This window comes from Flammeovirga sp. SubArs3 (genome assembly GCF_947387565.1).
Taxonomy (GTDB): domain Bacteria; phylum Bacteroidota; class Bacteroidia; order Cytophagales; family Flammeovirgaceae; genus Flammeovirga; species Flammeovirga agarivorans.
Map to the genome: position 1 here is coordinate 126,351 of NZ_CANDOA010000002.1, position 25,034 is coordinate 151,384.

Consider the following 25,034-nt stretch of genomic DNA (forward strand, 5'->3'; position numbering starts at 1 on the left):
TAATGAGCTACATTTTTTTAGACTTTAATAAGTTTCAACATATAGTTATGTTCAATCTGAAAGTTAAATTCGCTTTATTTTTACTAATTATTTTTTCAGTAGTTGAAGTAAAGGCTCAATCATCTAATCCGCCGAGTACAATTGTTGGAGGTAATCCTAACAGCAATCCTATTATTACTGCGGTACCGTTCTTAACGATAGCACCAGAAGCTAGAGGTGCAGCCATGGGTGACATGGGTGTCGCTACTTCTGCAGACGTAAATTCAGCACATTGGAACCCTTCTAAGTATGCGGTTATCGATGACGAATATGGAGTTTCTTTGTCATATAACCCTTGGTTACAGAAAATTGTAGGGGATATGTCTTTAAGTTATCTCGCAGGTTATAAAAGACTAAATGATCGTCAGACTATCGGTCTTAGTATGAAATATTTTGATCTTGGTAGTATTAACTTTACCGATGATCAAGGTAATATCACAAGAAATTTCAATCCGAGAGAATACTCTTTTGATGGACACTTCGCAATGCAATTATCAAAAAGATATAGCATGGCCGTTTCAGCAAGGTATATTTATTCTAACCTTGCAGGTTCAATCAGTAGTAATGGTACTCAGGATAGTAAGCCAGCTCATGGTTTTGCTGCAGATATTTCTGGTTATTGGCAGAATCCAGATATCCATCTTGGACAATATACTGGTGTATTTGCATGGGGATGGAATATCTCGAACATTGGTACTAAGATGAATTACAATAGTACCTCTCAAGAAGATTTCTTACCAACCAATCTTCGTTTAGGTACAACCTTAACAATGGATTTAGATCCTTACAACAAAATTACTTTTGGTGTAGACGTCAATAAATTGTTAGTACCAACTCCAGACCCTAATGACTCAACGAACAGTTATAAATCTGTGGGTGTATTAGAAGGTATGTGGTATGGATTAACTAAAGCTCCAGGTGGATTTTCAGAGAAGATGAAAGAATTCATGTGGAGTGTGGGTGCCGAATACTGGTATAATGATTTATTCGCAGCTCGTATGGGATACTTTTATGAGAACCCAGATAAAGGAGATCGTCAATATATGCAATTAGGCCTTGGTGTAAAATACCAAGTGGTTACATTAGATTTCTCGTATCTCTTATCATTCAAGCGAAACAATCCATTAGAAGATACTTTACGATTTACACTATCGTTTAACTTTGGTGATAAAACGAAAAAAGGATCGAAGAGAAGTAGTGGAGGAAGCTCTGGAGGTAATGATGTGCTAGATGCTGATGACATTTAATTCAAAATATTAGAATAAAAGAAGGTGAGGAACATGAAAGTTATCTCACCTTTTTTTATCTTCAAAAGATATTAAAAAAGACAACATGAAGATAAATTTAGATCGTACTATAGCACCAGATTCATATCCGGTAGAAGATTTTGTTTTATTAAAACCTGAAATTTTTTCAACAAGAAATCAGTGTAAAGTTTTTTCACTCAAAAATGCTTCTCAACCGATACTTCATTTTTCTATTGTTATTAAAGGAGGGAAACTTGTTGAAGAGAAACAAGGAGCAGCTGCTTTAACTTCTAAAATGATGGGTGAAGGTGTGAAAGGGATGACTAGTGCTCAAATTCATGAATATTTAGACTCTTTTGGAGCCATCATTTCAGTATCTAATGATATTGATTCATTTACTATCACAGGGCATTGTTTAAACAGATACTTTGAGCCTGTAATGGAAATGGTGAAAAGATACCTTACAGAGCCGACATTTTCAGAAAAGGAGTTTCAGCATATTCTGCAGGTTATGATTCAGCAGAAGATCTTAAGCGAAGAGAAGACGTCTTTTTTGGCTACCAAGTTATTTAGAGAGAAATTTTACGGAAATAAGCACCCTTATGGAAGCTCATTAACTTCTGCAGAATTATCTGAGTTTCCCTTACATGAACTAGAGAATTATTTCAATAATCATGTGATCGGAGCTCCATTTGAAGTATTTATTTCTGGAGATGTTGACGATAAACATATTAAAATTATTGATGAGCAACTAGGGGACCTTAATATCTCTTCAGAAGCTGCAAATTTAATTTACCCTGATTTTGTATCTAAAATAGCTAGTGATGAATTAAAGATATATCAAGAAAAGGAAGATGCTGTACAAACTAGCTTAAGAATAGGATGTCCCACTTTTAAATTGCCCCATGATGATCTAGAAGCGTTCTCTGTGATGAATGAAACATTAGGTGGGTATTTTGGGTCAAGGTTGATGAGAAATATTAGAGAGGATAAAGGGTTGTCTTATGGAATTCACTCTTCCTTCCGAAACGAAATCAATCAAGGTTATTTTTTAATTGCTTCTGATGTGAAAAAAGATCTTAAAGATTTAGCAATTGATGAAATAAGAAAAGAAATAGATGTACTTGCGACTGAGGTAGTTTCACAGGAGGAGTTATTGACAGTGAAAAACTATATGGCAGGTAGTTTTGTGATGTCTATTAATTCAAATATTTCGCTTTTAGAAATAACAAAAGGCCTTTATAAGAAAGGATTACCATTCGATTATTATGATAATTATGTGTCAAGAATACAGAGTATTACTGAACAGGATATCATGGCGATGGTAAATAAATATTTAAAAGGAGATTTACTTGAAATAGCAGTAGGGTAGCCTTTTAAATAAACAAAAAGTGCTAGTAAGTTTTAAAGCTTACTAGCACTATGTTTGTAGTTTGAAGTTTGTGAAGTATTTGTTAATACTTAGTAAATTTGTGCGACAACATAAGTTGCCAGTTAATATCTTTTGACTAAAAAAACTATGTAATTAGTTCAGTTGCATTAGTTGAAAGTTTGTTGTTACATAGTAAGTTAAAAAATAGTCTGTAATGTTAGTTTATTTGTTTATTAAAGTGTGATAAAAACGTTTATAAGTTTAATATTTCTTACTCCGTTTTATCTTGATACAATGGTAATACATTGAGATTTAATAAGCAATATTTGTTAACATTTGACCCTTTTTTTATGAGATAAATCGTATCGATTATTTGATAAGTACTAATTTTTAGTGCTTTTTTTATTGTTAAATGATTTTAGTCAAATTTTTAATTCTTTTTCTACAACACTTTAAAAAAGTTGATAAATTGTATAAAACTTACATAAGTATGTAAAGCTGATATATTTTAGATATTTCCCAATAAATATTAATATAACTTAAATGTTAAATAAAGTACCCGTATACATTAATACATTAAAAAATCTAACTCTAAAAAAATACTCATAGAATATGGCATCATTTGATAACTTGGATATGGCTACTTTATCAGGTAGTTCTTTAGCAAACTTTAAAAAAATTCAAAACCAATACACTATTGAACCTCAATTCAAAAGTAAGTTCAATAAGGCAAAATTAATTAGTACTTTATGTTATCCAGTTGAAGCCATTAATCAGAAGTGGTTGTATAAAAAAATAGATAAGTTAAGTGTTGATAAAGCTCCTGTATTTGTTTTAGGTCATTGGAGAAGTGGTACAACGCACTTACACAATATGCTAAGTAAAGATCCTCAGTTTGGATTTGTGAATACTTTCCAAAGTGTATTTCCTAATGCTATGATGTTTGGTAGAAATATTTTCACATTTATGATGAAACAATTTATGCCAAAGGAAAGACCTGCTGATGGTTTGAAGTTAGACCCTAAGTTTCCTCAAGAAGAAGAGTTTGCTTTAGGAAATTTACACGATATGAGTTTCTATTATTTCTGGTATTTTCCACAGGATACTGTAAGAATATTTGATAGATTCTTATTGGGTAAAGGTTTAACTGAAGAGGATAAGCAACTATGGAGAGATACTTATGAGCGTTTTGTAAAGCTTGCTCTCTGGCAAACTAAAGGAGAACGTTTCTTGTCTAAAAACCCTCCTCATACTGCAAGGGTTGATGAGATTTTAAAAATCTATCCTAATGCGAAATTTATCTACATCTACAGAAATCCATATGAGGTATTTGGATCTACGGTAAGGTTCTTTAAAGGTGTATTACCAAGTCAGAAGTTCCAAGAGATTTCTGATGAACAACTTGAACAAAATATCTTAGATGTCTTTACTAAGATGTATGATAAGTATGAAACAGATAAAGCATTGATACCTGAGGAAAATCTAATTGAAATTAAATATGAAGAGTTCGCTAAGGATAACCTAGGTTATTTAGAGAACATCTATAAGCATTTAGATATCGGAGACTTTGAAAAAGCTAAACCTTATATGGTTGAATATTTAAATGGCTTAGGAACCCATAAAAAACATCAATATCAATTCCCTCAAAACACAATTGATAAAGTAAATAAGCATTGGAGTTATGCTTTTGAAAAGTGGAATTACGAAATGCTGTAAATAGAAAAAGACCTTCAACTTTCCGTTGAAGGTCTTTTTTATATGAATAATTTCTTTGATTATTCTTGTGCTTGTTGTTGCTCTTCTCTAGTAATCCAACCACCACCAAGCGCTTTGTATAGCTGTACATAAGAAGTTAAGATTTTTCCTTGTACAGTAACCAAATTAAGTTCTGCTTCGAAAGCTGTACGTTGCTGTTCTAGGTATTCAAGATAACTAGTAACTCCCTTATCATATCTTTGTTTTGATAAGTACTCAGCGTTAGTAGCTGCTACAACGTGTTTTCTTCTGGCAATAAGTTCTTCTTGGTAGTATTGAACAGAAGCTAAAGCATCTTCTACTTCTTGGAAAGCAGCAATAGCACTTCTTTCATATTCTAGAATTGATGCTTCAAGTCTCGCTTTTTCAACCTCTACTTTTCTTTTGTTTTTACCCCATTGGAATAATGGACCAACAATACCAGCACCGATATTCCAAGCCGCTTCAGCACCAGATGCAGTATTAATAATACTTAGTGCACTTGATACACCGGCAGCACCTGTTAAACTGATGGTAGGGAATCTATTAGCAATAGCAGCTCCTACATTAGCATTCTGAGCAACTATTTCTTGTTCTGTACGAAGAAGGTCAGGACGTCTTTTCAATAGATCTGAAGGGATTCCTGCAGGAATTACAGGAGGAATCTGTTGTTGATCTAAAGCTTGACCAGTAACAATCTCTCTAGGGTTTTCACCAAGTAATACAGAAAGAGCATTTTCAGATAAGGCTACACCTCTTTTATAAACTGGTACCGCACTCTCAGCAATTGCTTGTTGAATTTGTGCTTGGTTCAAATCAATTTCAGGAATAGTACCTAATCTATACCTTGCATCCATAATTATAATAGAGCTATCTCTAGAGGCTAAAGTTTCCTGAGCAACTTTTAAGCTGGCTTTATTTTCCAATAATTGGACATAGGCAGCAGCAACGTTGGCAATAACAGATAGTTGTACAGCTCTTAAGCCGTGAACTGTTCCTGTATAATTTGCCATTGCGGCCTCAGATAGTCTTCTGTTTTTACCCCAAAGGTCAAGCTCCCAGTTCATTTGAAGTCCTCCAAAGTAGTTACTTACAGCTTCTGGTGACGTAAAACCGTTGTACGTTCCGTAAGTATAACTACCATTGTAATCGAATGATGGTCTTGTTTGAACTTTTTGAATACGGTAAAGCTTTTCCGCTTCAACGATTCTTTGCATTGCCACTCTAACATCTTGGTTATTTTGCAATGCTATTGTAATTAAAGTATCAAGAATAGGATCTTTAATTAAAGTCCACCACCCGATAGTATCGGATGATGTAGTAACTATTGAGTCAACTCCAAAGCGATATTCAGTTGGAGAAACTATATCTGGGGCTTCATAATTTTTCCCCATTTTACAACTCCACATAAAAGCAGTGATGCTAAGAACTATGAAGAGCCTTTTGAAAGTTAAATTCAGTTTTTGATTCATTTTTCTATTCATCTGCCGTTGAAGTTTTCACTCTGTCTTTTTCATAACCAGCAATTCGACCTACTAATACGAATAGCATAGGATAAAGGAACAGTCCTAATATTGTTGCCATACCCATACCTCCAAGTAGAGCCATACCCATTACTTTTCTTGCTTCTGCTCCAGAACCTGTAGCGATTACAAGTGGAAGAACACCAAGAATAAATGAGAATGCTGTCATCAAAATAGGTCTAAATCTTAGTTTTGCAGATTCAATTGCAGCATCGTAAAGTGATAAGCCTTCATCAAATTTAAGCTTAGCAAATTCTACGATTAGGATGGCGTTTTTAGCAGCCATCGCGATAAGCATTACTAATGAAATCTGAGCAAAGATGTTATTTTCATAACTCTCACTGAAGAATCTAGCAAACCATAATAAGAAGAATGCTCCAAATATGGCAAATGGAGTACCTAATAGAATACTGAATGGCATTGACCATGATTCGTATTGGGCAGCTAAGATTAAGAATACAAATATCAAGGAGAATGCAAAAATGATAAATACAGACCCCGATGCCTTTTTCTCTTGGAATGACATACCATTCCAAGAATAAGTCATGTTCGAAGGTAAGACTTCTGCAGCAACCTCTTCGAGGGCATCCATAGCTTGACCCGAACTGTAACCTGGAGCAGGAGAACCTGTTACTTCTACTGACCTAAGTAAGTTAAATCGGTTTGTAAATTCAGGACCACTAACTCTTTCAATATTTACAAGTGTTGATAACGGAACCTTTGCTCCATTGTTCGACTTCACATAGAAAAGATCTAATTGCTTTTCGTTATTTCTATATTCAGGCTCTGCTTGTACATATGCTCTATATAAACGACCAAATCTGTTGAAGTCATTGACATAGGAACCGCCAAGGAAGGCTGCAAATGTTGTATAAACATCTTGAAGGTTTACTCCAAGCTTTAATATCTTGTCTTTATTGATATCAATAAATCGTTGTGGTACACTAGCTTCAAAAGTAGTAAATGCCATACCGATTTCCGGTCTTGCATTAGCTGCTTTGATAAACTCGTTTGTATAATTCGCTAAGTAATCTGGAGTGTTACCACCTTTATCTTGGACCATGATACTGAAACCAGAACCGTTACCTAAACCAGGGATTGCAGGAGGACCAAAGGCAAATATTTTCGCTTCGGTGATTTGAGTTGCAAAAAGGTAATTCAACTTTTGGATAACCTGTTTTGCAGTTAACTCTCTTTCATCCCATTTCTTTAATGTAACAAAGAAGAAAGTAGAGTTTGTAGAGTTACTACTCGAAAGTAATGAGTAACCAGCTACAGTTGTTGTCATTTCGATTTCTGGAATCTGAGAGACAATCTTTTCTACTTTATATGATAGTTCGTTTGTTCTTTGTAGTGATGAAGCTACAGGTAACTGTGCATTTATATAGATGTATCCTTGATCTTCTTCTGGAATAAATCCAATAGGAACTTTAACACCTAACCAACCTGCAGCAACTAATGTACAACCAATAAAGACACAACTCATTACAATCTTTCTTGTTGCAATCTTAGTTACACTAATGTATGATTTTGTAGAACGATCAAAAACATTATTGAATACCTTGAAAAATGCTCCAAGTGGACCACCCACTGGTTCTGATTTTCTCAATATCAAGCCACAAAGTGCAGGAGATAATGTTAAGGCATTTAGTGATGAGAAACATACTGATACAGCTACTGTAATGGCAAACTGTTGATATAATCGTCCAGTAATACCTGCCATAGCGGCTACAGGAATAAATACTGCAACAAGTACTAGCGTAGTTGCGATAACTGGAGCAGTTACCTCACTCATCGCTTTGTTAGTAGCTTCTTTTGGCGAGTAACCTTCTTCAAGGTAAACCTGAACCGCATCAACTACTACAATTGCATCATCCACTACAATACCAATGGCGAGTACTAAACCTAATAATGATAATACATTGATTGTAAAACCTAAAAGAGGGAATAGCATGAATGCTGCCACTAAAGATACAGGTATCGCCATTGTAGGAACTAATGTTGCTCTCCAATCTTGGATGAATACATATACCACAAGTACTACTAATAATAAGGCAACGAATAAAGTTTCGATAATCTCATTAATACCAGCAGTAATAGGAGCTGTTGAGTCAAGTGAAACTTCATACTCTATACCATTTGGAAAATCTTTTTTCAGATTATCCATTTTAGTAATCATTTGTTCTGCTAGTTCAACGGCATTTGAACCTGGTGCTTGGTAAATAGCGATTACCGCACAGTTATTACCATTTAGTCTTGTAAATGCAGAGTACGTTTCAACACCTAATTCGATTCTTGCTACGTCTCTTAATAATACTTGACTACCATCTTTATTTGTTCTTACTACAATATTTCCGAACTCTTCTTCTGATTGAAGACGGTCTGGAAGAAGTACTGTATATGTAAACTCAGTACCTTTTGGCGCAGGCTCTGCACCAAACTTACCACCAGGAACGATAACGTTCTGATTTGAAATAGCATTAGTGATTTCAGGAACTGTAAGGTTCAGTTTTGCTAAGATATCTGGTTTTACCCAAATACGCATTGAGTAATCTGATGTACCTAATACTGCTACACTACCAATACCTTTTGTTCTTGCTAGAACGTCTTTGATATTAATTAGTGAGTAGTTTCCTAAAAAGTTTTGATCAAATCTACCATCGGGAGAGGTAAGAGTGATCAGCATTAGAATGTTAGGTAATGATTTCTCTGTTTTAACACCTGTTCTTTTTACCGCATCGGGTAATTTCGGAGTGGCAGTAGCTACACGGTTTTGTGTAAATACCGTACTCATATCAGGGTCAGTACCGATTTCAAATGAAGTCTGAATCTGTAAAGTACCATCATTGGAGTTGATGGACTTCATGTATATCATATTCTCAACACCATTAATTTCCTGTTCTAATGGAGTTGCTACTGATTGTTCTACATTTAGGGCACTCGCACCTGTGTAAGTTGCTGTAATCTTTACAATAGGAGGAGTTAAATTAGGGTACTGTTCGATGGGTAATCCTTTCATAGATACCGCACCGACGATGGTCATAATAATGGCAATGACCATGGCGACTATTGGTCGCCTAACGAAAAAGTTGGATTTTATTTGTTCTTGGCTCATTATTATCCTTCGTACTGTGATTCGAACTTAACAACTTTGAATTTGATAGTAGCACCTTCGTGTACCTTTTGTAAGCCTTCTAAAACGACTTTGTCGCCTTTTTTCAAGCCTGAACGTACAAGCCAATAGTCTTTATAAGTACGGCCAAGTTCAACACTTTTTTGAGTTACTTTTCCTTGGCTATCCACTACAAAAACAGAATAACGTCCTTGGAATTCCATGATGGCTCTTTGTGGAACCAGAATACCGTTTGGAACGATATCAATAACAGATCTTACTTTTGCAAATTGTCCTGGTCTAATTAAACCATCAGTATTAGGGAATGTTGCTTGAATAAGCATTGCACCTGTATTTGCGTCAACATTTCTGTCAAGGAAATCATAATGTCCTTTTTCAGCATAAACAGTATTATCAGAGAAAATTAATTCTAACTTATCAGTTTCTTCATCATTAGATCTAGCTTCTTTTTTGCCGCCGTTTTTCTCTCGGCTAATAGCATATCTAGCTAGTTTCAGATAATCATTTTCAGTAATAAAGAAACGAACGTTTACAGAATCAATTCTAGAAACTGTATTTAAGATAACTGGGTTAGGATCTCTACCTACGAATTCACCAACTTTAGCTTCAGTTCTACCAATGATACCATTAATTGGAGATTCAATAGTAGTATAACCAAGTTCGATTTGTGCCATTCTTAGGTTGGCTTTTGCTGCAGCTACCATAGATTCAGCAGCGCCTTTCTCTGCTAAAGCTGCATCAAGATCAGATTTTGAAACGGCATTTTGTTCTGCCAAAGGTTGAATTCTGTCTAAATCATTAGATGCTCTGATTAATGTTACTTCAGCTTCTGCTAATTTACTTTTTAGCATTGTTACTTCAGCAGCATATGTTTGAGGATCGACAGTATATAGAAGTTGTCCTTTTTTTACTCTACTACCTTCTTTGAAGTGTATACCTTCTAAATAGCCTTCAACTCTAGAACGAATTGGGATATCTTTTGTACCGTACACTTGTCCCACAAATACCTTTGATAAGGGAACGTCCTGTACCAATACTTCGGTAACTGGTATTTCTACTTGAGGGATCTTAAGTTGCTTTTTTGCTTCATCGCCACCACATCCAATAAGGAAGTAAGATGTGAATGTCAGTGCTATAAGTTTAAAAGCATTATTAAAGAAATTAGATGTCATTATATTAGGTCGTGTAGTTTGATGTTATATGGACTATATAATCCAACAAATCTATGAAATATTTGTTAATGATTATTCTGAAACCCAAGAAAAACTACGTTTTACGGCTTTTTTCCAGGATTTAATTCTCTTTTTACATTCTTTCTCTAGAATTTTTGGAGAGAAGATCTTTTCCTGTTCCCAAATCTTTTGAATTTCATCGATTGAGTCCCAATATCCTATAGATAATCCTGCTAAAAATGCAGCGCCAAGGGCGGTTGTTTCCATGTCTTTTGGACGTACAACATCGACTTGGCAAATATCACTTTGGATTTGCATGAGTAGATTGTTAGCAGAAGCTCCACCGTCTACTCTAAGTTCTTTAGTTGGTTTGCCAACATCAGCTTCCATAGCTTTTAATACATCATTGGATTGTAAAGCAATTGCTTCTAATGTGGCTCTAACTATATGTCCTTTCTCTGTGCCTCTTGTGATACCTAAAATTGTTCCTCTAGCATATTGGTCCCAATAAGGAGCTCCAAGTCCGGTTAATGCAGGAACAAATACAACACCTCCATTATCTTTCACTTCTTTTGCTATTTTTTCGGAATGATGTGCTTTTTTTATAATTCCAAGTCCATCTCTTAACCATTGGATCGCAGCTCCACCAACAAAGACACTTCCTTCAAGTGCATAGTTTGTTTCATCTCCAATTTTCCAAGCTATAGTAGTCAATAACTTGTTTTGAGAAGAGATTGCTTTTTTACCGGTATTCATCATAATAAAACAGCCGGTTCCATACGTATTTTTAGCCATGCCTTTGTTGACACACATCTGACCAAATAATGCAGCTTGCTGATCTCCAGCAATTCCTGAGATGGGGATTTTTGATGCAAAAAGTGTTGTGGCAGTCTTAGCATAGACTTCGCTACTAGATTTTACTTCTGGAAGCATGCTTTCTGGAATATCAAAAATCTTTAATAATTCTGGGTCCCATTTGAGATCATGAATATTAAAGAGCATAGTTCTACTTGCATTACTTACATCAGTAACATGAATTTTTCCTCTTGTTAGGTTCCAGATAAGCCAGCTGTCTACAGTACCAAATTTTAATAACCCCTTTTCAGCTTTTTGTCTTGCACCTTTTACGTTATTCAGTAGCCAATTGATCTTACTTGCGGAGAAATAAGCATCAATAATTAATCCTGTTTTTTCCTGAATTTTTTTTGAATACTTTTTTTTGAGCGAGTCGCAAAATTTGGCAGTTCTTCTATCTTGCCAAACGATGGCATTATAAATCGGTTTTCCAGTTTTTGTATCCCAAATAATTGTTGTTTCTCTTTGGTTGGTAATGCCAATAGCTGCAATGTCTAATCCTGTTAAACCAGCCTGAGCAACAACTTCTGCGGCAACACTAGCTTGTGTAGACCATATTTCTTTGGGATCATGTTCAACCCACCCGGGTTTAGGATAAATTTGTTTGAATTCTTTTTGGGCAATACTGTTTATTCGTCCTTTGTGATCGAATAGTATGGCTCTAGAGCTTGTAGTTCCTTGGTCTAAAGAGAGTATAAATTTATGTTTTTTATTCATAAGAAGGTGATAGCTGTTTTATTGGTTACAGATTATTCCTTCTAAATTATAAAATTATACTGTGAAATTGAATCCTATTACTAGAGTATCATCAATGGATTTATGGCTGATGCCCTCAGATGGAGAAATCCAATTGATATATTCTTTTCTTAAAAGATCTTTTTGTACCTCGAATGGAAGGTGAGAATGTTCAAATAAGAATTTTCTAAGGTTTTTCTCTAAGTATTTTTTGTTATGAATGCCTCCAAATTGGTCTCCAAACCCATCAGAATACATATATAATTTAATATCACTAGTGATATTGAAGGTATGTCGCTCGAAAGGTTTTTTGGGAGTAAATAGAGTTTCACCAATAGATCTTCTTGTACCTTTTATGTAAACAGGCTCATTTTCATTAATAAAGTATAAAGGTCTTTTGGCTCCAGCAAAGGAGATAGTTTTAGCTAAAATATCATATACTAGGATAGATACATCCATCCCTGAGATGTCTTTATTTAATGACGATTCCACATCGATTCGCTGATCTAATTCTTCTAGGATTTCATCGGGGTGAACATGACCTTCATCGATAATATCGCTTAAAGTTTTTACTCCTAAAGTAGCCAATAGAGAAGCTGGTGCACCATGTCCGGTACAGTCCATCAGAGTGATAAAAATATAATCGTCTTTCTTTTCAATATGGTAAATATCTCCACTTACTTCTTGTAGAGGTTTCCAAAAAATAAAATGCTCTGGTAATGCTTGTTTAGTATCTCTAGGGATTTCAACTATGGAACGCTGAATTTTACTTGCAAGCTTTAAACTATCCATTAATTCGGAGTGGATAGTTAATATTTCATGGTTTTGCTCTCTAATAAGCTTATAGGTTTTTCTTCCTTTTCTATTGATTAGATAAATGAAAACTAAAAAGGCTAATAGAAGTAAAGAAATCATGATTAAGAATAAATTGATCCTATTCTGGTAAATGATTTTTTCTTCTTTTAATTCCTTCTGCTTATTGAGTTGGTCAATGAGTAAAAGTTGCTGCTTATTTTCAAATTTACTGTTGATGTCTTCAATGATTTTCTTTTGTTCGAGGTCATTGATTTTTTCGTTGACCACTAACCATTTATCCAAGTAGTGGTAAGCCTTTTTATAGTTTTTCTTTTCAATGTAAGATTGATGAAGGTGCTTTAGAATGTTTCTGTATTCTATGGTATAATGGTCCTCATTGTAAAACTGTTCAGCCTTTTTTAGAAGTACAATGGCTTGATCATATTTACCCATATTGTAATAGCACTCCCCCTCGATATAGTAGCTTTTATTCAGAATATGATGGTTTTTTATTTCCTTACTTAACTCTTGTGACTTTTTAATGAAAGAAAGAGCTACACTGTATTCTTCTTTCATGATTAGTACATTGGAGATATTCAAATAAGTCTCACAAATTCTATAACTATTGTTTTGTTTTTTGTAAAGAGATAGTGCGATATAGAACTTTTCTAATGCCTGATCAGCTTCTTTTAGTTGATGGTAGATGGCTCCGATATTACTATTAGCACTTGCAATTCCTCTAGGGTAGTCAATTTCTTCTGCTATACTTTCAGCTCTTTCATAAAAGGAGATAGCTTTATTAAAGCTTTTTGTATTGAAATGAACTTGACCAATATTATTAAGAGCGATGATCATATCTTTTTTATAATCTTGCTCTGTATTAATCTCTAAATCTTTAGTATAATATTTTAATGCTTTAGAATAATTTCCTTGAATTTTATGTATTGCTCCAAGGTTATTTAAAGCAATAGAAAGACCAATGGTGTCTTGTTTATTTTCTAGATGATAAATAGCGGTTTTATAATGATTGATTGCTGAATCGTATTGGTAAAGTGATTTGTAATTTCTCGCCAACTCGATGTAGATGTCGCCAACTTCATCAACATTATTAGTTTTGTCTACCCAATAAATAGCACTTAAGGCTGACTTTTTACCTTCTTTATACTGTTTTAACCTTCGAAATGATCTGGATTGATATAAAAATAAACATGGCAAATGATCATAGTATAATGACTCTTTTGATAAAGAAATACTATTTGATGCACTTTCTAAGGATGCATTGTAATCACGTTTTTTGTAAAGGTCTTTAGTGTGTTGCACAGAGAATTTGATGGAATCTTTTAAAGCATCATTGCTTTGTTCCTTCTGTGTTGTGTCCTCTGATTTTAAAGTAGCTCTATTGTCAAAATTACACCCAAAGGCAATAACGATGAGTAATATGTTAAGTAATCTATTCAGTTTATTTTTATTTAGTCGCGTAAATTAAATGGAAGTAAGTAAGTATTTGTATTTATGTAAAGGTAAAGGATTGATTTTAATTTTAAAAAACCAACCCTTTCCACAAATTTATAATAATCTAAAATAAAGAACCTTGATTGCCATCTGATGGAGGTGCAATACCTAAATGTTCATAGGCTTTCATAGTAACTTCTCTACCTCTTGATGTCCTTTTAATGAATCCTTCTTGAATCAAGAAAGGTTCGTAAACTTCTTCAATGGTTTCAGCTTCATCGCCACATGCTGTAGCGATTGTACTAATACCAACAGGACCACCTTTAAATTTTTCTATAATTGTAGTCAAAATTCGGTTATCCATTTCATCTAAACCGCCTTGGTCAACATTCAATGCACCTAAAGCCATTTTTGAAATATCTAATGTAATTTGACCGTCACCTTTGATCTCTGCAAAATCTCTAGTTCTTCTTAGTAGATTATTACAGATACGAGGTGTTCCTCTACTTCTTCTTGCAATTTCGAAGGCAGCATCTTCATTTATAGGAGTATTTAAAATGGCTGATGATCGTTTTACAATTTTAGATAACAGAGCGGAATCATAATATTGTAAGCGGGCATTGATACCAAACCTAGCTCTTAAAGGAGCTGTCAATAAACCTGATCGAGTGGTTGCACCAATTAATGTAAATGGGTTCAAGTCAATTTGTATTGTTCTTGCATTGGGACCCGAATCTAACATAATGTCAATTCTAAAGTCTTCCATGGCAGAATACAAATATTCCTCTACAACAGGGTTTAAACGGTGTATTTCATCTATGAATAATACATCGTTTTCCTCAAGATTAGTCAATAGGCCAGCTAAATCACTAGGTTTTTCTAAAACAGGACCTGAAGTGATTTTTATTTCAGCTTCCATTTCGTTGGCAATGATATTCGATAAGGTGGTTTTACCTAAACCGGGAGGTCCGTGTAAAAGCACATGATCAAGCGGTTCATTACGCTTTTTGGCAGCTAAAACGAATATTTTTAAGTTTTCAACAATTTGATCTTGTCCAGTAAAGTCACCGAATGACAGAGGTCTTAATGCTCTTTCAATATCCTTCTCAGCATCAGAGTACCCTGCATCGTCTCCTTTTAAATAGTCTTCTCTCATATCGGTAATTTCTCTTGAAAACAAAGGTAGTAAAATGTTCTCTCTATTTTATGCTTTGTAAAGTGGTGATTGACTGCTAACTTTATCTGATCACTTAAAATATAAAGAATGATTCAATTTAATGAGTTCGTCCTTGACAATGGTTTAAAGGTGTACGTTCATGAAGATCATCATATTGCTTCGGCAGTAGTGAATATAATGTATGATGTGGGCTCGAGAGATGAAAATCCTAATAAGACAGGTTTTGCACACTTATTCGAACATTTGATGTTTGGAGGCTCAGTCAATATTCCTTCATATGATACTCCTTTACAGAAAGTTGGAGGAACTAACAATGCCTTTACTTCTCCTGATATCACTAATTATTACATCACACTTCCAGCTCAAAACTTAGAAACAGCTTTTTGGTTAGAAGCGGATAGAATGTTAAGCCTTTCGTTTGATCCAAAAGTATTGGAAGTCCAAAGAAAGGTAGTGATAGAAGAATATAAGCAGAGGTATATTAACCAACCTTATGGTGACGTTTGGCATCATTTAAGAGAGTTAGCATATGAGAAGCATTCTTACAATTGGCCTACCATAGGCAAAGATATTAGTCATATCGAAGAGGCTACAATGGATGATGTTAAAGCATTTTTCCAAAAGTATTATGTACCCTCTAATGCAGTGATGGTGGTGGCTGGTAACGTTAAACTTGAAGAAGTTAAACGTTTAAGTGAAAAATGGTTTGCTTCAATTCCAAGTGGAGTAAAACCAGAAAGAAATATACCAGTAGAGCCTATTCAAACGGCTCCAAAAAGAAAAATTGTTGAAGAAAGTGTTCCTTTAGATATGTTGTATAAGGTATGGCATATGGAAGGGCGAACTGATGAAAGCTATTATTCAACAGATTTAGTGAGTGATTTATTAGGAAGAGGTAAATCTTCAGTTTTATATCAAAAGCTAGTTAAGAACGAACAGCTCTTCTCAGGTTTAAGTGCTTACATCACTGGATCATTTGACCCGGGATTATTATGCATTACCGGTAAAATGGCAGATGGTGTGACTATCGAAGATGCTGAAGTGGGCTTAAATGACACTTTAAAAGAATTCTCTAGCAAGGAGATTCCTACAGAGAGTTTAGAAAAAGTGAAAAATCAAGCTGAATTCTCAATGACATATGGTAAAACAGAAATTTTACCAAGAGCGATGTCAATTGCATTTGGAGCCACTTTAGGAAATCCAAATCTAATTAATGAGGAAGAAGAAAAATTAAGAAGTGTTACTGTAGAAGAAGTGACATCAAAAGCAAAAAATATACTTACTGAAGATAACTCATCAACTCTTTATTATAAGGCAAAGAAATAATGAGGAACAATTTTTTTTCGTTAAACTTATTCATCTTATTCATTTCGTCTATAACCGTTTCTTATGCTCAACTTGGTGGAGTTGATGCATTTAATTTTTTGACAGTACCTACCAATGCAAGACAAGTAGGATTAGGCGGATTTTTAATCACATCAGGCTTAGATGATCCCAACGCGATGTTCTACAATTCGGCTCTATTAGGAGAAGAATCTGTAGACAAAGTCGTATTCAATTATTACGATTATCATACTACTGCAGGTATGACCTCTTTAGGTTATGCCAAACAGTTGGGTGGTGGAATTGTGGGCTTTGGTATGGCATATATGGGGTATGGTGAATTTGATGGATTTGATCAAAACGGAAATTATACTGGTACTTATAATGCCAATGACTATTGGTTGCAAGGTAGTTATACTTACAAGCAAGGTGTTTTTTCTTTTTCAGCCAATATGAAGTTTGCTGCTTCTAAAATTGAAAGTTATAAAGCTAATGCATTAATGTTTGATATGAATGGTGCTTTCATTCACCCAACAAAAGATTTGGTTGTTGGATTGTCCGTAAAAAATGCAGGTTTTATAATGAGACAATATCAACCAAATGATACTAGTGAATTACCTTTTGATACCCAACTAGGACTCTCATTTAAGCCAGAACGTATGCCATTGCGATTTTCTGTGACGTATCATCACATTCATCAGTTTGATATTACGTATACAGATACATCCTTAAAAGGAGAACAGGACGCTTTTGGCAATGATTTATATAAAGAACCGACATTTGCTGACAAATTGTCACGACATTTTGCCTTTGGAGGTGAATTTGTATTAGGGAAAGTGGTAAACGTTCGCGCAGGATACAATGTAATGCGTAGAAAAGAAATGATCACTCAAGGTGTCAAAGGAATGGCAGGGATGTCATTAGGAGCAGCCTTGAAGATCAAAAAACATATTGACTTCGGATACAGTGTGGCTTGGTATCATGTAGCAGGACCTACCAATAGTTTAAGTTTATCCATTGCTACTAAAGGATGGGATAAACGTAAAAAAACTGTGATTGAATAAAATATCAACCCTATTAAATAAAAAATTATGCTTGAAAACTCGAATTATTTAACACCAAGAGAGATAGTACAAGAATTAGATAAATATATTATTGGTCAGGCAGATGCAAAGAAAAATGTATCAATAGCGCTTAGAAACCGTTGGCGTAGAATGAATGTGAAAGGTGACCTTCGCAAAGAAATTATGCCAAATAATATATTAATGATTGGTTCTACTGGTGTTGGTAAAACTGAGATTGCAAGACGTTTAGCTAAGGTTGCAAAAGCACCATTTGTTAAAGTAGAAGCATCTAAGTTTACTGAAGTTGGTTATGTTGGTAGAGATGTTGAAAGCATGGTTCGAGACCTTGTAGAGCAATCTGTAGGGATGATTAAAGACCAAAAAAAGGCACTAGTAGAAGAAAAAACACAACAAGCAGTTGAAGATGCAATTCTTGATGCATTAATTCCACCATTAAAAGGAACTCCAACAACCAATGCGAATGGTGAATATCTAAATCAAGATCATGAGTTAAATGAAAAAACTCGTGAGCGTTTTAGAGAAAAATTAAGAGCAGGAGAATTAGAAGATAGAAAAATCGATGTCACAGTTGATAAAAGCTCAAACTCATTAGGTTTTGTAGGTGGTGCTCCAATGGATGAAGGTTCTATGATGAACATTCAAGAAATGATTAACGGAATGCTTCCTAAGAAAACGAAGAAACGTAAGATGACGATCGAAGAGGCGCGTAAAATCTTGGTAGACCAAGAAAGTGCGAAGCTGATCGATATGGATGAAGTGAAAGATGAGGCAGTGAAGTTGGCAGAAAACTCAGGTATCATTTTCATTGATGAGATTGATAAAGTAGCAAGTGGAGGTTCTAAGCAAGGTGCTGATGTTTCTAGAGAAGGTGTGCAAAGAGACCTTCTTCCAATCGTAGAAGGCTCAACAGTAAATACAAAACATGGTGTAGTGAAAACAGATCATATTTTATTTATTGCTGCTGGTGCTTTCCATTTATCTAAGCCTTCTGATTTAATTCCAGAGCTTCAAGGTAGATTCCCAATTAGAGTGGAGTTACAAAGCTTAACGAATGAAGATTTCAAAACAATCTTACGTCAACCTAAGAATGCTTTAACAAAACAGTATGAAGCATTATTGGATGCTGAAGATGTGAAGTTGAGCTTCAATGAAGACGCATTGGATGAAATTGCTTCTATTGCTTATGAAATCAACGTAGAAGTTGAAAATATTGGAGCAAGAAGACTGCATACTGTAATGTCTCATTTATTAAATGATTTATTATTTGATGTACCAGATGTTATCGGAGCAAATGCTCAGATCGTTGTTACTAAAGAAATGGTAAATGAGCGTTTGTCAGGTCTTGTGAAAAACAGAGATTTAAGTCAATATATCTTATAAGATAACGATATGTTTTGTTGAACATACTGTATGATTATACCATTGTACAGTAGTGATATAAACAATAAAGTCCTTGATGTAGTTTAATAACATCAAGGACTTTTTCTGTTTTACAAGGTATGGAAAATGATATAATCACAATTGGTTGAAATTTGAAAAATATGATGATTTCAATGTTTGAAGAAATAAGGTTTATATTTAAAAAAGTTCCCAATCATGATATAATCCTATTTATTCTTTATCTAAAAAGGTGATTTTAAGAAATTTTATATGTAATATTATAGAAAGAAAAATAGACTTTTACTTCATCACCAACAAACGAAGATTAGATTAGTAAACAATTGAGAAACCACTTAAAAATAACTTCTCTCTTTCTATCTGTATTCATTTCAATCTCACTCTTCAGTAATTTAAATAAGAAGGCGATGAACTTAAAGTAGGCTTAATATAGTTAACCAACTTTGAACGAATGAGACTCAAAACAACTCTGTGCCTGCTCCTCTCTTTAATCAGCATGACTTTTTCATTAGCACAAGAAAGATTGGTGACAGGTAATGTAACTGACGGTGTAAAGCCACTCCCCGGGGTAACTATTGTAGTTCAAGGAACTAGAAGAGGTGCCGTTTCTGATATCGAAGGTAATTATAAGATAAAATTACAATCAGAAGACAAGGTTTTAGAATTCAACTTTATCGGGATGAAATCTCAGGTTGTTGAAATCGGTACAAGATCAAAAATTGATGTTGTACTCGAAGAAGATACTGAAGAATTAGATGAAGTAGTAGTTACAGCCAACGCAATTGAAAGGGAAAAAAGAACTTTAGGTTATTCTGTAACTTCTGTAAAGGGTGAAGAAGTAGACCGAGTAAAGTCTACAAACTTTCTTAATTCTTTATCAGGTAAAGTTCCTGGTGTACAAATTTCTCAAGCAAGTTCAAATCCTGGTGGATCTACCAGAATTGTCATAAGAGGTACAAATTCATTAAGTGGAGGTAACCAACCACTTATTGTAGTGGATGGTATCCCTGTAAGTAATACCAATGTATCTACAGGTAGTGGTATTCAAGGAGCATTTGATGCGGGTAACGGTGCAGGTGAAATCAACCCCGCCGATATTGCTTCGGTGACAGTCTTAAAAGGAGCATCAGCTGCAGCACTTTATGGATCAAGAGCTGCGAATGGAGCAATTATAATCACAACTAAAAGAGGTAAAGAGTCTGCTGGACCTACAGTGAGTATCAACTCAAGTGTAAGAGTAGAAAACCCAAATAGATTGCCATCTTTCCAGAATAAATATGCTCAGGGTTATGATGGTAAATACGATAAAAATGCAGAAAATGGATGGGGTCCAATCATAGATAGCCAAGTTGTTCCTATGTACGATTATGAATCTGATATTAATGAACTACCGGAAAGTGAATGGCCCTTACAAACACTTACTGCTTATCCATCGAATGTAGAAGATTTTTATGAAACAGGTACATTATTTATCAACTCTGTGGATGTATCTAGTGCGACTGAACGAGGTGATTACCGTTTAGGTTTTACTTCTATGAATCAAAAAGGTATCGTTCCTGGTGCAGGGTTGGATAGATATACTTTCGCTGTAAATGCTGGTCAACAACTAAGCAAGGTAATTAAGTCTAGAGTCGGGATGAACTATGTAAGTTCTGAAACGAAAGGTTCTGTCTCTCAGGGTGGTAATTCTCCAAATGTGTTGACGTCAATTATAAATGGTATTCCAAGAACAACTCCATTAGAAAGGTTGCAATTAGTTGACGGCGAACAAAATCCAATTGGTCGTTTCTCAAATTCACCGTATTGGGTAGCAGAGAAAAATGGTAATGATGTAAATGTTAACCGTTTCTTTGGTTTTGGTATGTTGGAAGCACAAGCAACAGATTGGCTCTCCTTCAGAGCAAGAGTTGGTATGGACTATAGAGCAGACAAGAGATTTGCGAAATCTGCAAAAGGAACATTAGGTGCAATCAACGGTTCATTTACCAATGATGATATGGAAAGAACGGAGTTAACGACTTCGTTGATGGCAACTATTCAGAAAGAGTTTAGCGAGAAATTTAAGTTGACGGCGATTGTTGGACATGAGTATAATCAAAGGGTTTTCAAAAGAAATACTCTTCAAGCTTCAGAGTTGTCAGTGTCTGATTTATATACTCCAACAAATGCAAAAAACACAACGAGTACTACCGATTTTGTAGAACAGAGATTATTAGGAGCTTATGGTGATATATCACTTACTTATAATAATTATCTAACGCTGAATGTAACGATGCGTAATGATTGGTCATCAACTTTACCAAAAGACAACCGATCATATTTCTACCCTTCAGCGAGTTTATCTTTTGTATTCTCAGATGCATTCAATTTACATAATGATGTATTTTCATATGGTAAATTAAGATTAAGTGCCGCTCAAGTAGGTAATGATACAAGTCCTTATCAATTGGATTATTATTACTATCCAAGGTCAAGTTATTTTGGTCAGTATGGTACCACAAACAATTATCCTTTTAATGGACAAACAGCTTATTCGGCAACAAATGTAATTCCTCCAGAAAACTTAGTTCCTGAAAGACAGAATTCTTGGGAGATAGGTACAGAACTAGGATTCTTTAACGGTAGAATTGGTGTAGATTTTACTTACTACCAAATAGAAACAAAGAACCAAATTTTAGCTGTACCTACACCTGAATCAACAGGTTATACGACGAAAAGAGTCAATGCAGGTGCTGTAGAAAATAAAGGTATTGAATTGCTGCTTTCGTTTATTCCTGTTAAAACAACAGAGTTTGAGTGGAATTCTCAGATCAACTTTACCAGAAACCAAAATATGGTAACTGAGCTGACTGAGGGATTGGAAAAACTTCAAATTGCATCAGGCTTTAATGGAGTTTCAGTACAAGCTGTTCCAGGTCAATCACTAGAATTACAAGGGGTAGGTTTTAAAAGAGCACCAACAGGAGAAATCTTGGTGGATCCAAATACAGGCTTAAGAATGCAAGGAGATGAGGAAACATTTGGAGAGATCCAACCTGATTTCTTGCTAGGCTTCCAAAATAGCTTCACTTACAAAGGAGTGACATTAAACTTCTTGATTGATTGGAATCAAGGAGGTAAAATGATTTCTAGAACAGTAGGAGATTTAAGATACGATGGATTAGCTGAGGAAACGGCACTAAATAGAGAGCAGACTTTTGTTGATAAAAATGCATATATCTTAAATGGAGATGGAACTGTGACACCAAATAATATTGCAGTCTCTCATCAAGATTTCTGGCAAGCATATTCAACAAGTGGTGTGGCAGAAGGTTCTGTTTTTGATAAAACTTATGTCAAGCTAAGAGAAGTTAGTTTAGCTTACACATTCCCTAGTACATGGATTCAGAAAAGTAATTTTATCAAATCACTATCACTAGGTTTTGAAGCAAGAAACTTATGGTTGATTTATAGTAAAATACCTCATATAGATCCAGAAACTAGTTTGTTTCAAGCTGCAAGTGATGCTTCTGGTGCCGTTGAAATGGGTAGTTTACCTTCAACAAGAAGCTTTGGTGGTAATATTAAAATCGTATTTTAATCATGAAAAAGATCAACTCAATATATAAAATCACTCCTATTTTATTTTCATTGTTGTTCACAGTGATTATAGGATGCGATAATATTCTCGATATAAATAAAGACCCATTTGCTGCAGGTGATGATCAGGTGGCAGAACAGCCAGGGTTATTAATGACAACAGTCATGACAAGTGTTTCTTCAGATAAAGTAATGGAGACGAACTTGTTCAATAGATGGGCACAACATTATGTTGGAGCAGGTGCTAGTGTTTTCTCAACGGCAGATAATTATTCTGTACCAACGTTTCCTCAAACCAATACTTGGTCTACTTTTTATGTTTCAGTGCTAAAAAATGCTAGCAGAGGTGAAGCTTTAGCTTCTGAAATTGGTGAAGTGAATACTGCTGCTCAATTCAAAATTATGCAGGCATTTGCTTTCTATCATTTAACGTTAATGTTTGAAGATGTTCCATTTGATGAGGCATTAAATACAAATATTTTATTTCCTGAAAGTAATGACCAAGCGAATGTCTTAAAAGGTATTGTTAATCTATTAGATCAAGCAATGAATGATATAGATGTATCAAACCCTGAAAAGATTAGCGATGAGGATTTACTATTTAAAGGCGATTTAGATAAATGGTTGATGTTTGCCAATTCTATTAAGATTAAGACTTTAATGGTAATTGCTGGGCAAGATGCTTCGTATGCAAGTTCAAGACTTGAGACTGCTTTTTCACAATCACATGTTGAAGCTATAGAAGATGAAGTGAAATTAGATTACTACGAAGACCTAACCAATGCGAACCAGTTTTATAAGCTGCATTATCAGTTTGCAGGAGGTCAAAGTTTATTCTTCTATGCTTCTAATCCATTTATTGATTTATTGAGAGGAACGAATGATCCTAGAATTGATATTTTTTATGATCGACCTGATGGAACATCAGATCAGGTTCCTCATAGAGGTGTGGACCCTGGAGCAAGATCTGCCTTTACTTCCACTTCAGTATTAAGCTTACATTATATATCAGCAACTTCTCCTGATTATTGGATTACTGCTGCAGAACTAAAATTATTAAGGGCAGAAGCTATTTTACAAGGTTGGCTTACTGGTACAACTGAGGATGCTAATGGTTATTACAGAGAAGGAATCGTATTAAATATGGTTCATTTAAATACCATGGCTACGGTTCAAACATCAGGAAGAGGTATCACTGGAGCAGAGTATGAAAACTATGACAGTTCTTTACCAAACCTTCAGGAATTGGCTCCAGCTAATGCTTTAAAAGCAGTTTATCAACAAGGATATATTGAAACATTCAATAGAGGTATTGATTCTTGGACATATGTTCGTCGAACAAATTATCCTGAAGATATGCCATTACCTGAGGATGCAGCCATTTCGAATCATATTACTCGTTTACCATATTCTCCTAGTGAAGTAAGTGCTAATCCTAATAGCCCAAGTCAGAAAGCTTTGGATACTCCTATGTGGTTTATGACATCTAACTAACAGAACCTATGAAAAAAATAATTAAAATAGGCATCACTTGTTTGAGTATATCACTCTTTGGATGTGAGCCATATGATACTTATAAAGATGAACTTTCTGTTGAGTTTAATGGATCGGCAGTTGCTTTTTCAACAGCAACGACATCACCGGACTCTGTAAAAGAAAACTCAGTACCAATAAGTTTAACCGTTGAAATGCCTTATGCAATTCAAACGTCAAGAGGCGTTCAAGTAAACTATGAGTTTGGCGGAGATGCAACTTTTGGGACAGACTTTACGGCAAAAGCAATAGAAAGTAATAACCCCAATTCGCAAGATGTCGTAGAAAAGTTCGCTGATGCAAGTGGAGGCTCTTTTATTATTAAAAATAAGGAAAAGTCCGAAGATGCTGATGGAGAACAAAGCTATACGAATGTGAAGAATACAGCGACTATTGAGGTATCACCTTTGGTAGTATATGGTGTAGATAAAACTGGAGGAAAGGTACTTGATGTGATTTTAACATCAGCTACAAATCTGGATGATAATTCTGATGTAACTGTTGGACAAGGTGGCATTAAAGGAACCTATAATATGGTGTTAGAAGATATTCATTGTCCTACTAGTTTGGATGGTACTTATTCAGCAACAATCGAAACAGAAGAAGGATTAGAAGCTGCTCCAGATGTTATAATTACAACGGTTGATTCATTAGCAAACCCTGATAATATTTGGGGACTTTATGATATTTCTAATATCGCTGGTGATATTCAAGATATTCCTTTTCAAATCATAGATCAGTGTGGAGAATTTTTGGGTCCTTCAGATAGTTATATCACTATTTCAGGAGATACAAATGAGGCTGGTCGAATTGAATTGGATGTGATGTTCTCTGATGGAACAACAACAAGACAATGGATCCTTTATCTTACTAAACAATAAG

General features: G+C 34.8%; 15 protein-coding genes. 9 read left to right on the forward strand and 6 right to left on the reverse strand.

What is annotated here, in order from left to right; genetic code table 11:
- The first annotated feature begins 47 nt into the window (after positions 1-47).
- The 3 genes from porV (at position 48) to QL232_RS05125 (ending at position 4,374) form a co-directional block, all read left to right on the forward strand.
- Complete coding sequence (gene porV, locus QL232_RS05115) at positions 48-1,286, forward strand: type IX secretion system outer membrane channel protein PorV (RefSeq protein WP_281613330.1); 1,239 nt, start codon at positions 48-50, stop codon at positions 1,284-1,286.
- 85 nt (positions 1,287-1,371) lie between these two features.
- Positions 1,372-2,658: a pitrilysin family protein gene (locus QL232_RS05120; protein WP_281613331.1), complete on the forward strand. Its 1,287-nt coding sequence runs from the start codon at positions 1,372-1,374 to the stop codon at positions 2,656-2,658.
- 612 nt (positions 2,659-3,270) lie between these two features.
- Positions 3,271-4,374 (forward strand): sulfotransferase, encoded by a 1,104-nt coding sequence (locus tag QL232_RS05125; protein WP_168880373.1) that lies wholly within the window; start codon positions 3,271-3,273, stop codon positions 4,372-4,374.
- 59 nt (positions 4,375-4,433) lie between these two features.
- Here QL232_RS05125 and QL232_RS05130 read toward each other — a convergent pair whose 3' ends face one another.
- The 6 genes from QL232_RS05130 to ruvB form a co-directional block, all read right to left on the reverse strand.
- Positions 4,434-5,876: a TolC family protein gene (locus tag QL232_RS05130; protein WP_317169927.1), complete on the reverse strand. Its 1,443-nt coding sequence runs from the start codon at positions 5,874-5,876 to the stop codon at positions 4,434-4,436.
- The gene (locus QL232_RS05135; RefSeq protein WP_168880375.1) at positions 5,869-9,030 is read right to left on the reverse strand and encodes an efflux RND transporter permease subunit; all 3,162 of its coding nucleotides are present in this window, start codon (positions 9,028-9,030) and stop codon (positions 5,869-5,871) included. Before QL232_RS05135 ends, QL232_RS05130 begins: the two co-directional genes overlap by 8 nt.
- 2 nt (positions 9,031-9,032) lie before the next feature.
- On the reverse strand, positions 9,033-10,220 hold the full coding sequence (locus QL232_RS05140; RefSeq protein ID WP_168880376.1) for an efflux RND transporter periplasmic adaptor subunit: 1,188 nt from the start codon (positions 10,218-10,220) through the stop codon (positions 9,033-9,035).
- A 72-nt stretch (positions 10,221-10,292) separates the two neighbouring features.
- Positions 10,293-11,792, reverse strand: a complete 1,500-nt coding sequence (gene glpK / locus QL232_RS05145) for a glycerol kinase GlpK (protein WP_281613332.1) — start codon at positions 11,790-11,792, stop codon at positions 10,293-10,295.
- A gap of 54 nt (positions 11,793-11,846) precedes the next feature.
- Complete coding sequence (locus QL232_RS05150) at positions 11,847-13,925, reverse strand: tetratricopeptide repeat protein (RefSeq protein ID WP_281613333.1); 2,079 nt, start codon at positions 13,923-13,925, stop codon at positions 11,847-11,849.
- Between the two features lie 256 nt (positions 13,926-14,181).
- On the reverse strand, positions 14,182-15,213 hold the full coding sequence (ruvB, locus tag QL232_RS05155; RefSeq protein WP_168880379.1) for a Holliday junction branch migration DNA helicase RuvB: 1,032 nt from the start codon (positions 15,211-15,213) through the stop codon (positions 14,182-14,184).
- 108 nt (positions 15,214-15,321) lie between these two features.
- Between ruvB and QL232_RS05160 the strand changes: the two genes are divergently transcribed.
- From QL232_RS05160 to QL232_RS05185, 6 genes are all read left to right on the forward strand, one after another.
- Entirely contained in the window at positions 15,322-16,560 is a 1,239-nt protein-coding gene (locus tag QL232_RS05160; protein WP_281613334.1) for a pitrilysin family protein, read from the forward strand.
- Positions 16,560-17,621 carry a type IX secretion system protein PorQ gene (gene porQ / locus QL232_RS05165; protein ID WP_281613335.1) on the forward strand — a complete coding sequence of 354 codons (1,062 nt, stop codon included), beginning with the start codon at positions 16,560-16,562 and terminating at the stop codon, positions 17,619-17,621. Before QL232_RS05160 ends, porQ begins: the two co-directional genes overlap by 1 nt.
- 27 nt (positions 17,622-17,648) lie before the next feature.
- The gene (hslU, locus tag QL232_RS05170; protein WP_168880382.1) at positions 17,649-19,022 is read left to right on the forward strand and encodes an ATP-dependent protease ATPase subunit HslU; all 1,374 of its coding nucleotides are present in this window, start codon (positions 17,649-17,651) and stop codon (positions 19,020-19,022) included.
- Between the two features lie 514 nt (positions 19,023-19,536).
- Entirely contained in the window at positions 19,537-22,620 is a 3,084-nt protein-coding gene (locus QL232_RS05175; RefSeq protein ID WP_281613336.1) for a SusC/RagA family TonB-linked outer membrane protein, read from the forward strand.
- A 2-nt stretch (positions 22,621-22,622) separates the two neighbouring features.
- Positions 22,623-24,113, forward strand: a complete 1,491-nt coding sequence (locus QL232_RS05180) for a SusD/RagB family nutrient-binding outer membrane lipoprotein (RefSeq protein WP_168880384.1) — start codon at positions 22,623-22,625, stop codon at positions 24,111-24,113.
- Positions 24,114-24,121: 8 nt separating this feature from the next.
- On the forward strand, positions 24,122-25,033 hold the full coding sequence (locus tag QL232_RS05185; RefSeq protein WP_281613337.1) for a hypothetical protein: 912 nt from the start codon (positions 24,122-24,124) through the stop codon (positions 25,031-25,033).
- The last annotated feature ends 1 nt before the right edge of the window (position 25,034 follow it).

Excerpts from the sequence above, each read along its gene's own strand:
- QL232_RS05175 (WP_281613336.1), top strand. The coding sequence starts at position 19,537 with ATGACTTTTTCATTAGCACAAGAAAGATTGGTGACAGGTAATGTAACT.
- QL232_RS05125 (WP_168880373.1), top strand. The coding sequence starts at position 3,271 with ATGGCATCATTTGATAACTTGGATATGGCTACTTTATCAGGTAGTTCT.
- porV (WP_281613330.1), top strand. The coding sequence starts at position 48 with ATGTTCAATCTGAAAGTTAAATTCGCTTTATTTTTACTAATTATTTTT.
- hslU (WP_168880382.1), top strand. The coding sequence starts at position 17,649 with ATGCTTGAAAACTCGAATTATTTAACACCAAGAGAGATAGTACAAGAA.
- QL232_RS05160 (WP_281613334.1), top strand. The coding sequence starts at position 15,322 with ATGATTCAATTTAATGAGTTCGTCCTTGACAATGGTTTAAAGGTGTAC.
- QL232_RS05180 (WP_168880384.1), top strand. The coding sequence starts at position 22,623 with ATGAAAAAGATCAACTCAATATATAAAATCACTCCTATTTTATTTTCA.
- QL232_RS05185 (WP_281613337.1), top strand. The coding sequence starts at position 24,122 with ATGAAAAAAATAATTAAAATAGGCATCACTTGTTTGAGTATATCACTC.
- QL232_RS05135 (WP_168880375.1), bottom strand. The coding sequence starts at position 9,030 with ATGAGCCAAGAACAAATAAAATCCAACTTTTTCGTTAGGCGACCAATA.
- QL232_RS05130 (WP_317169927.1), bottom strand. The coding sequence starts at position 5,876 with ATGAATAGAAAAATGAATCAAAAACTGAATTTAACTTTCAAAAGGCTC.
- QL232_RS05120 (WP_281613331.1), top strand. The coding sequence starts at position 1,372 with ATGAAGATAAATTTAGATCGTACTATAGCACCAGATTCATATCCGGTA.
- ruvB (WP_168880379.1), bottom strand. The coding sequence starts at position 15,213 with ATGAGAGAAGACTATTTAAAAGGAGACGATGCAGGGTACTCTGATGCT.
- QL232_RS05140 (WP_168880376.1), bottom strand. The coding sequence starts at position 10,220 with ATGACATCTAATTTCTTTAATAATGCTTTTAAACTTATAGCACTGACA.
- glpK (WP_281613332.1), bottom strand. The coding sequence starts at position 11,792 with ATGAATAAAAAACATAAATTTATACTCTCTTTAGACCAAGGAACTACA.
- porQ (WP_281613335.1), top strand. The coding sequence starts at position 16,560 with ATGAGGAACAATTTTTTTTCGTTAAACTTATTCATCTTATTCATTTCG.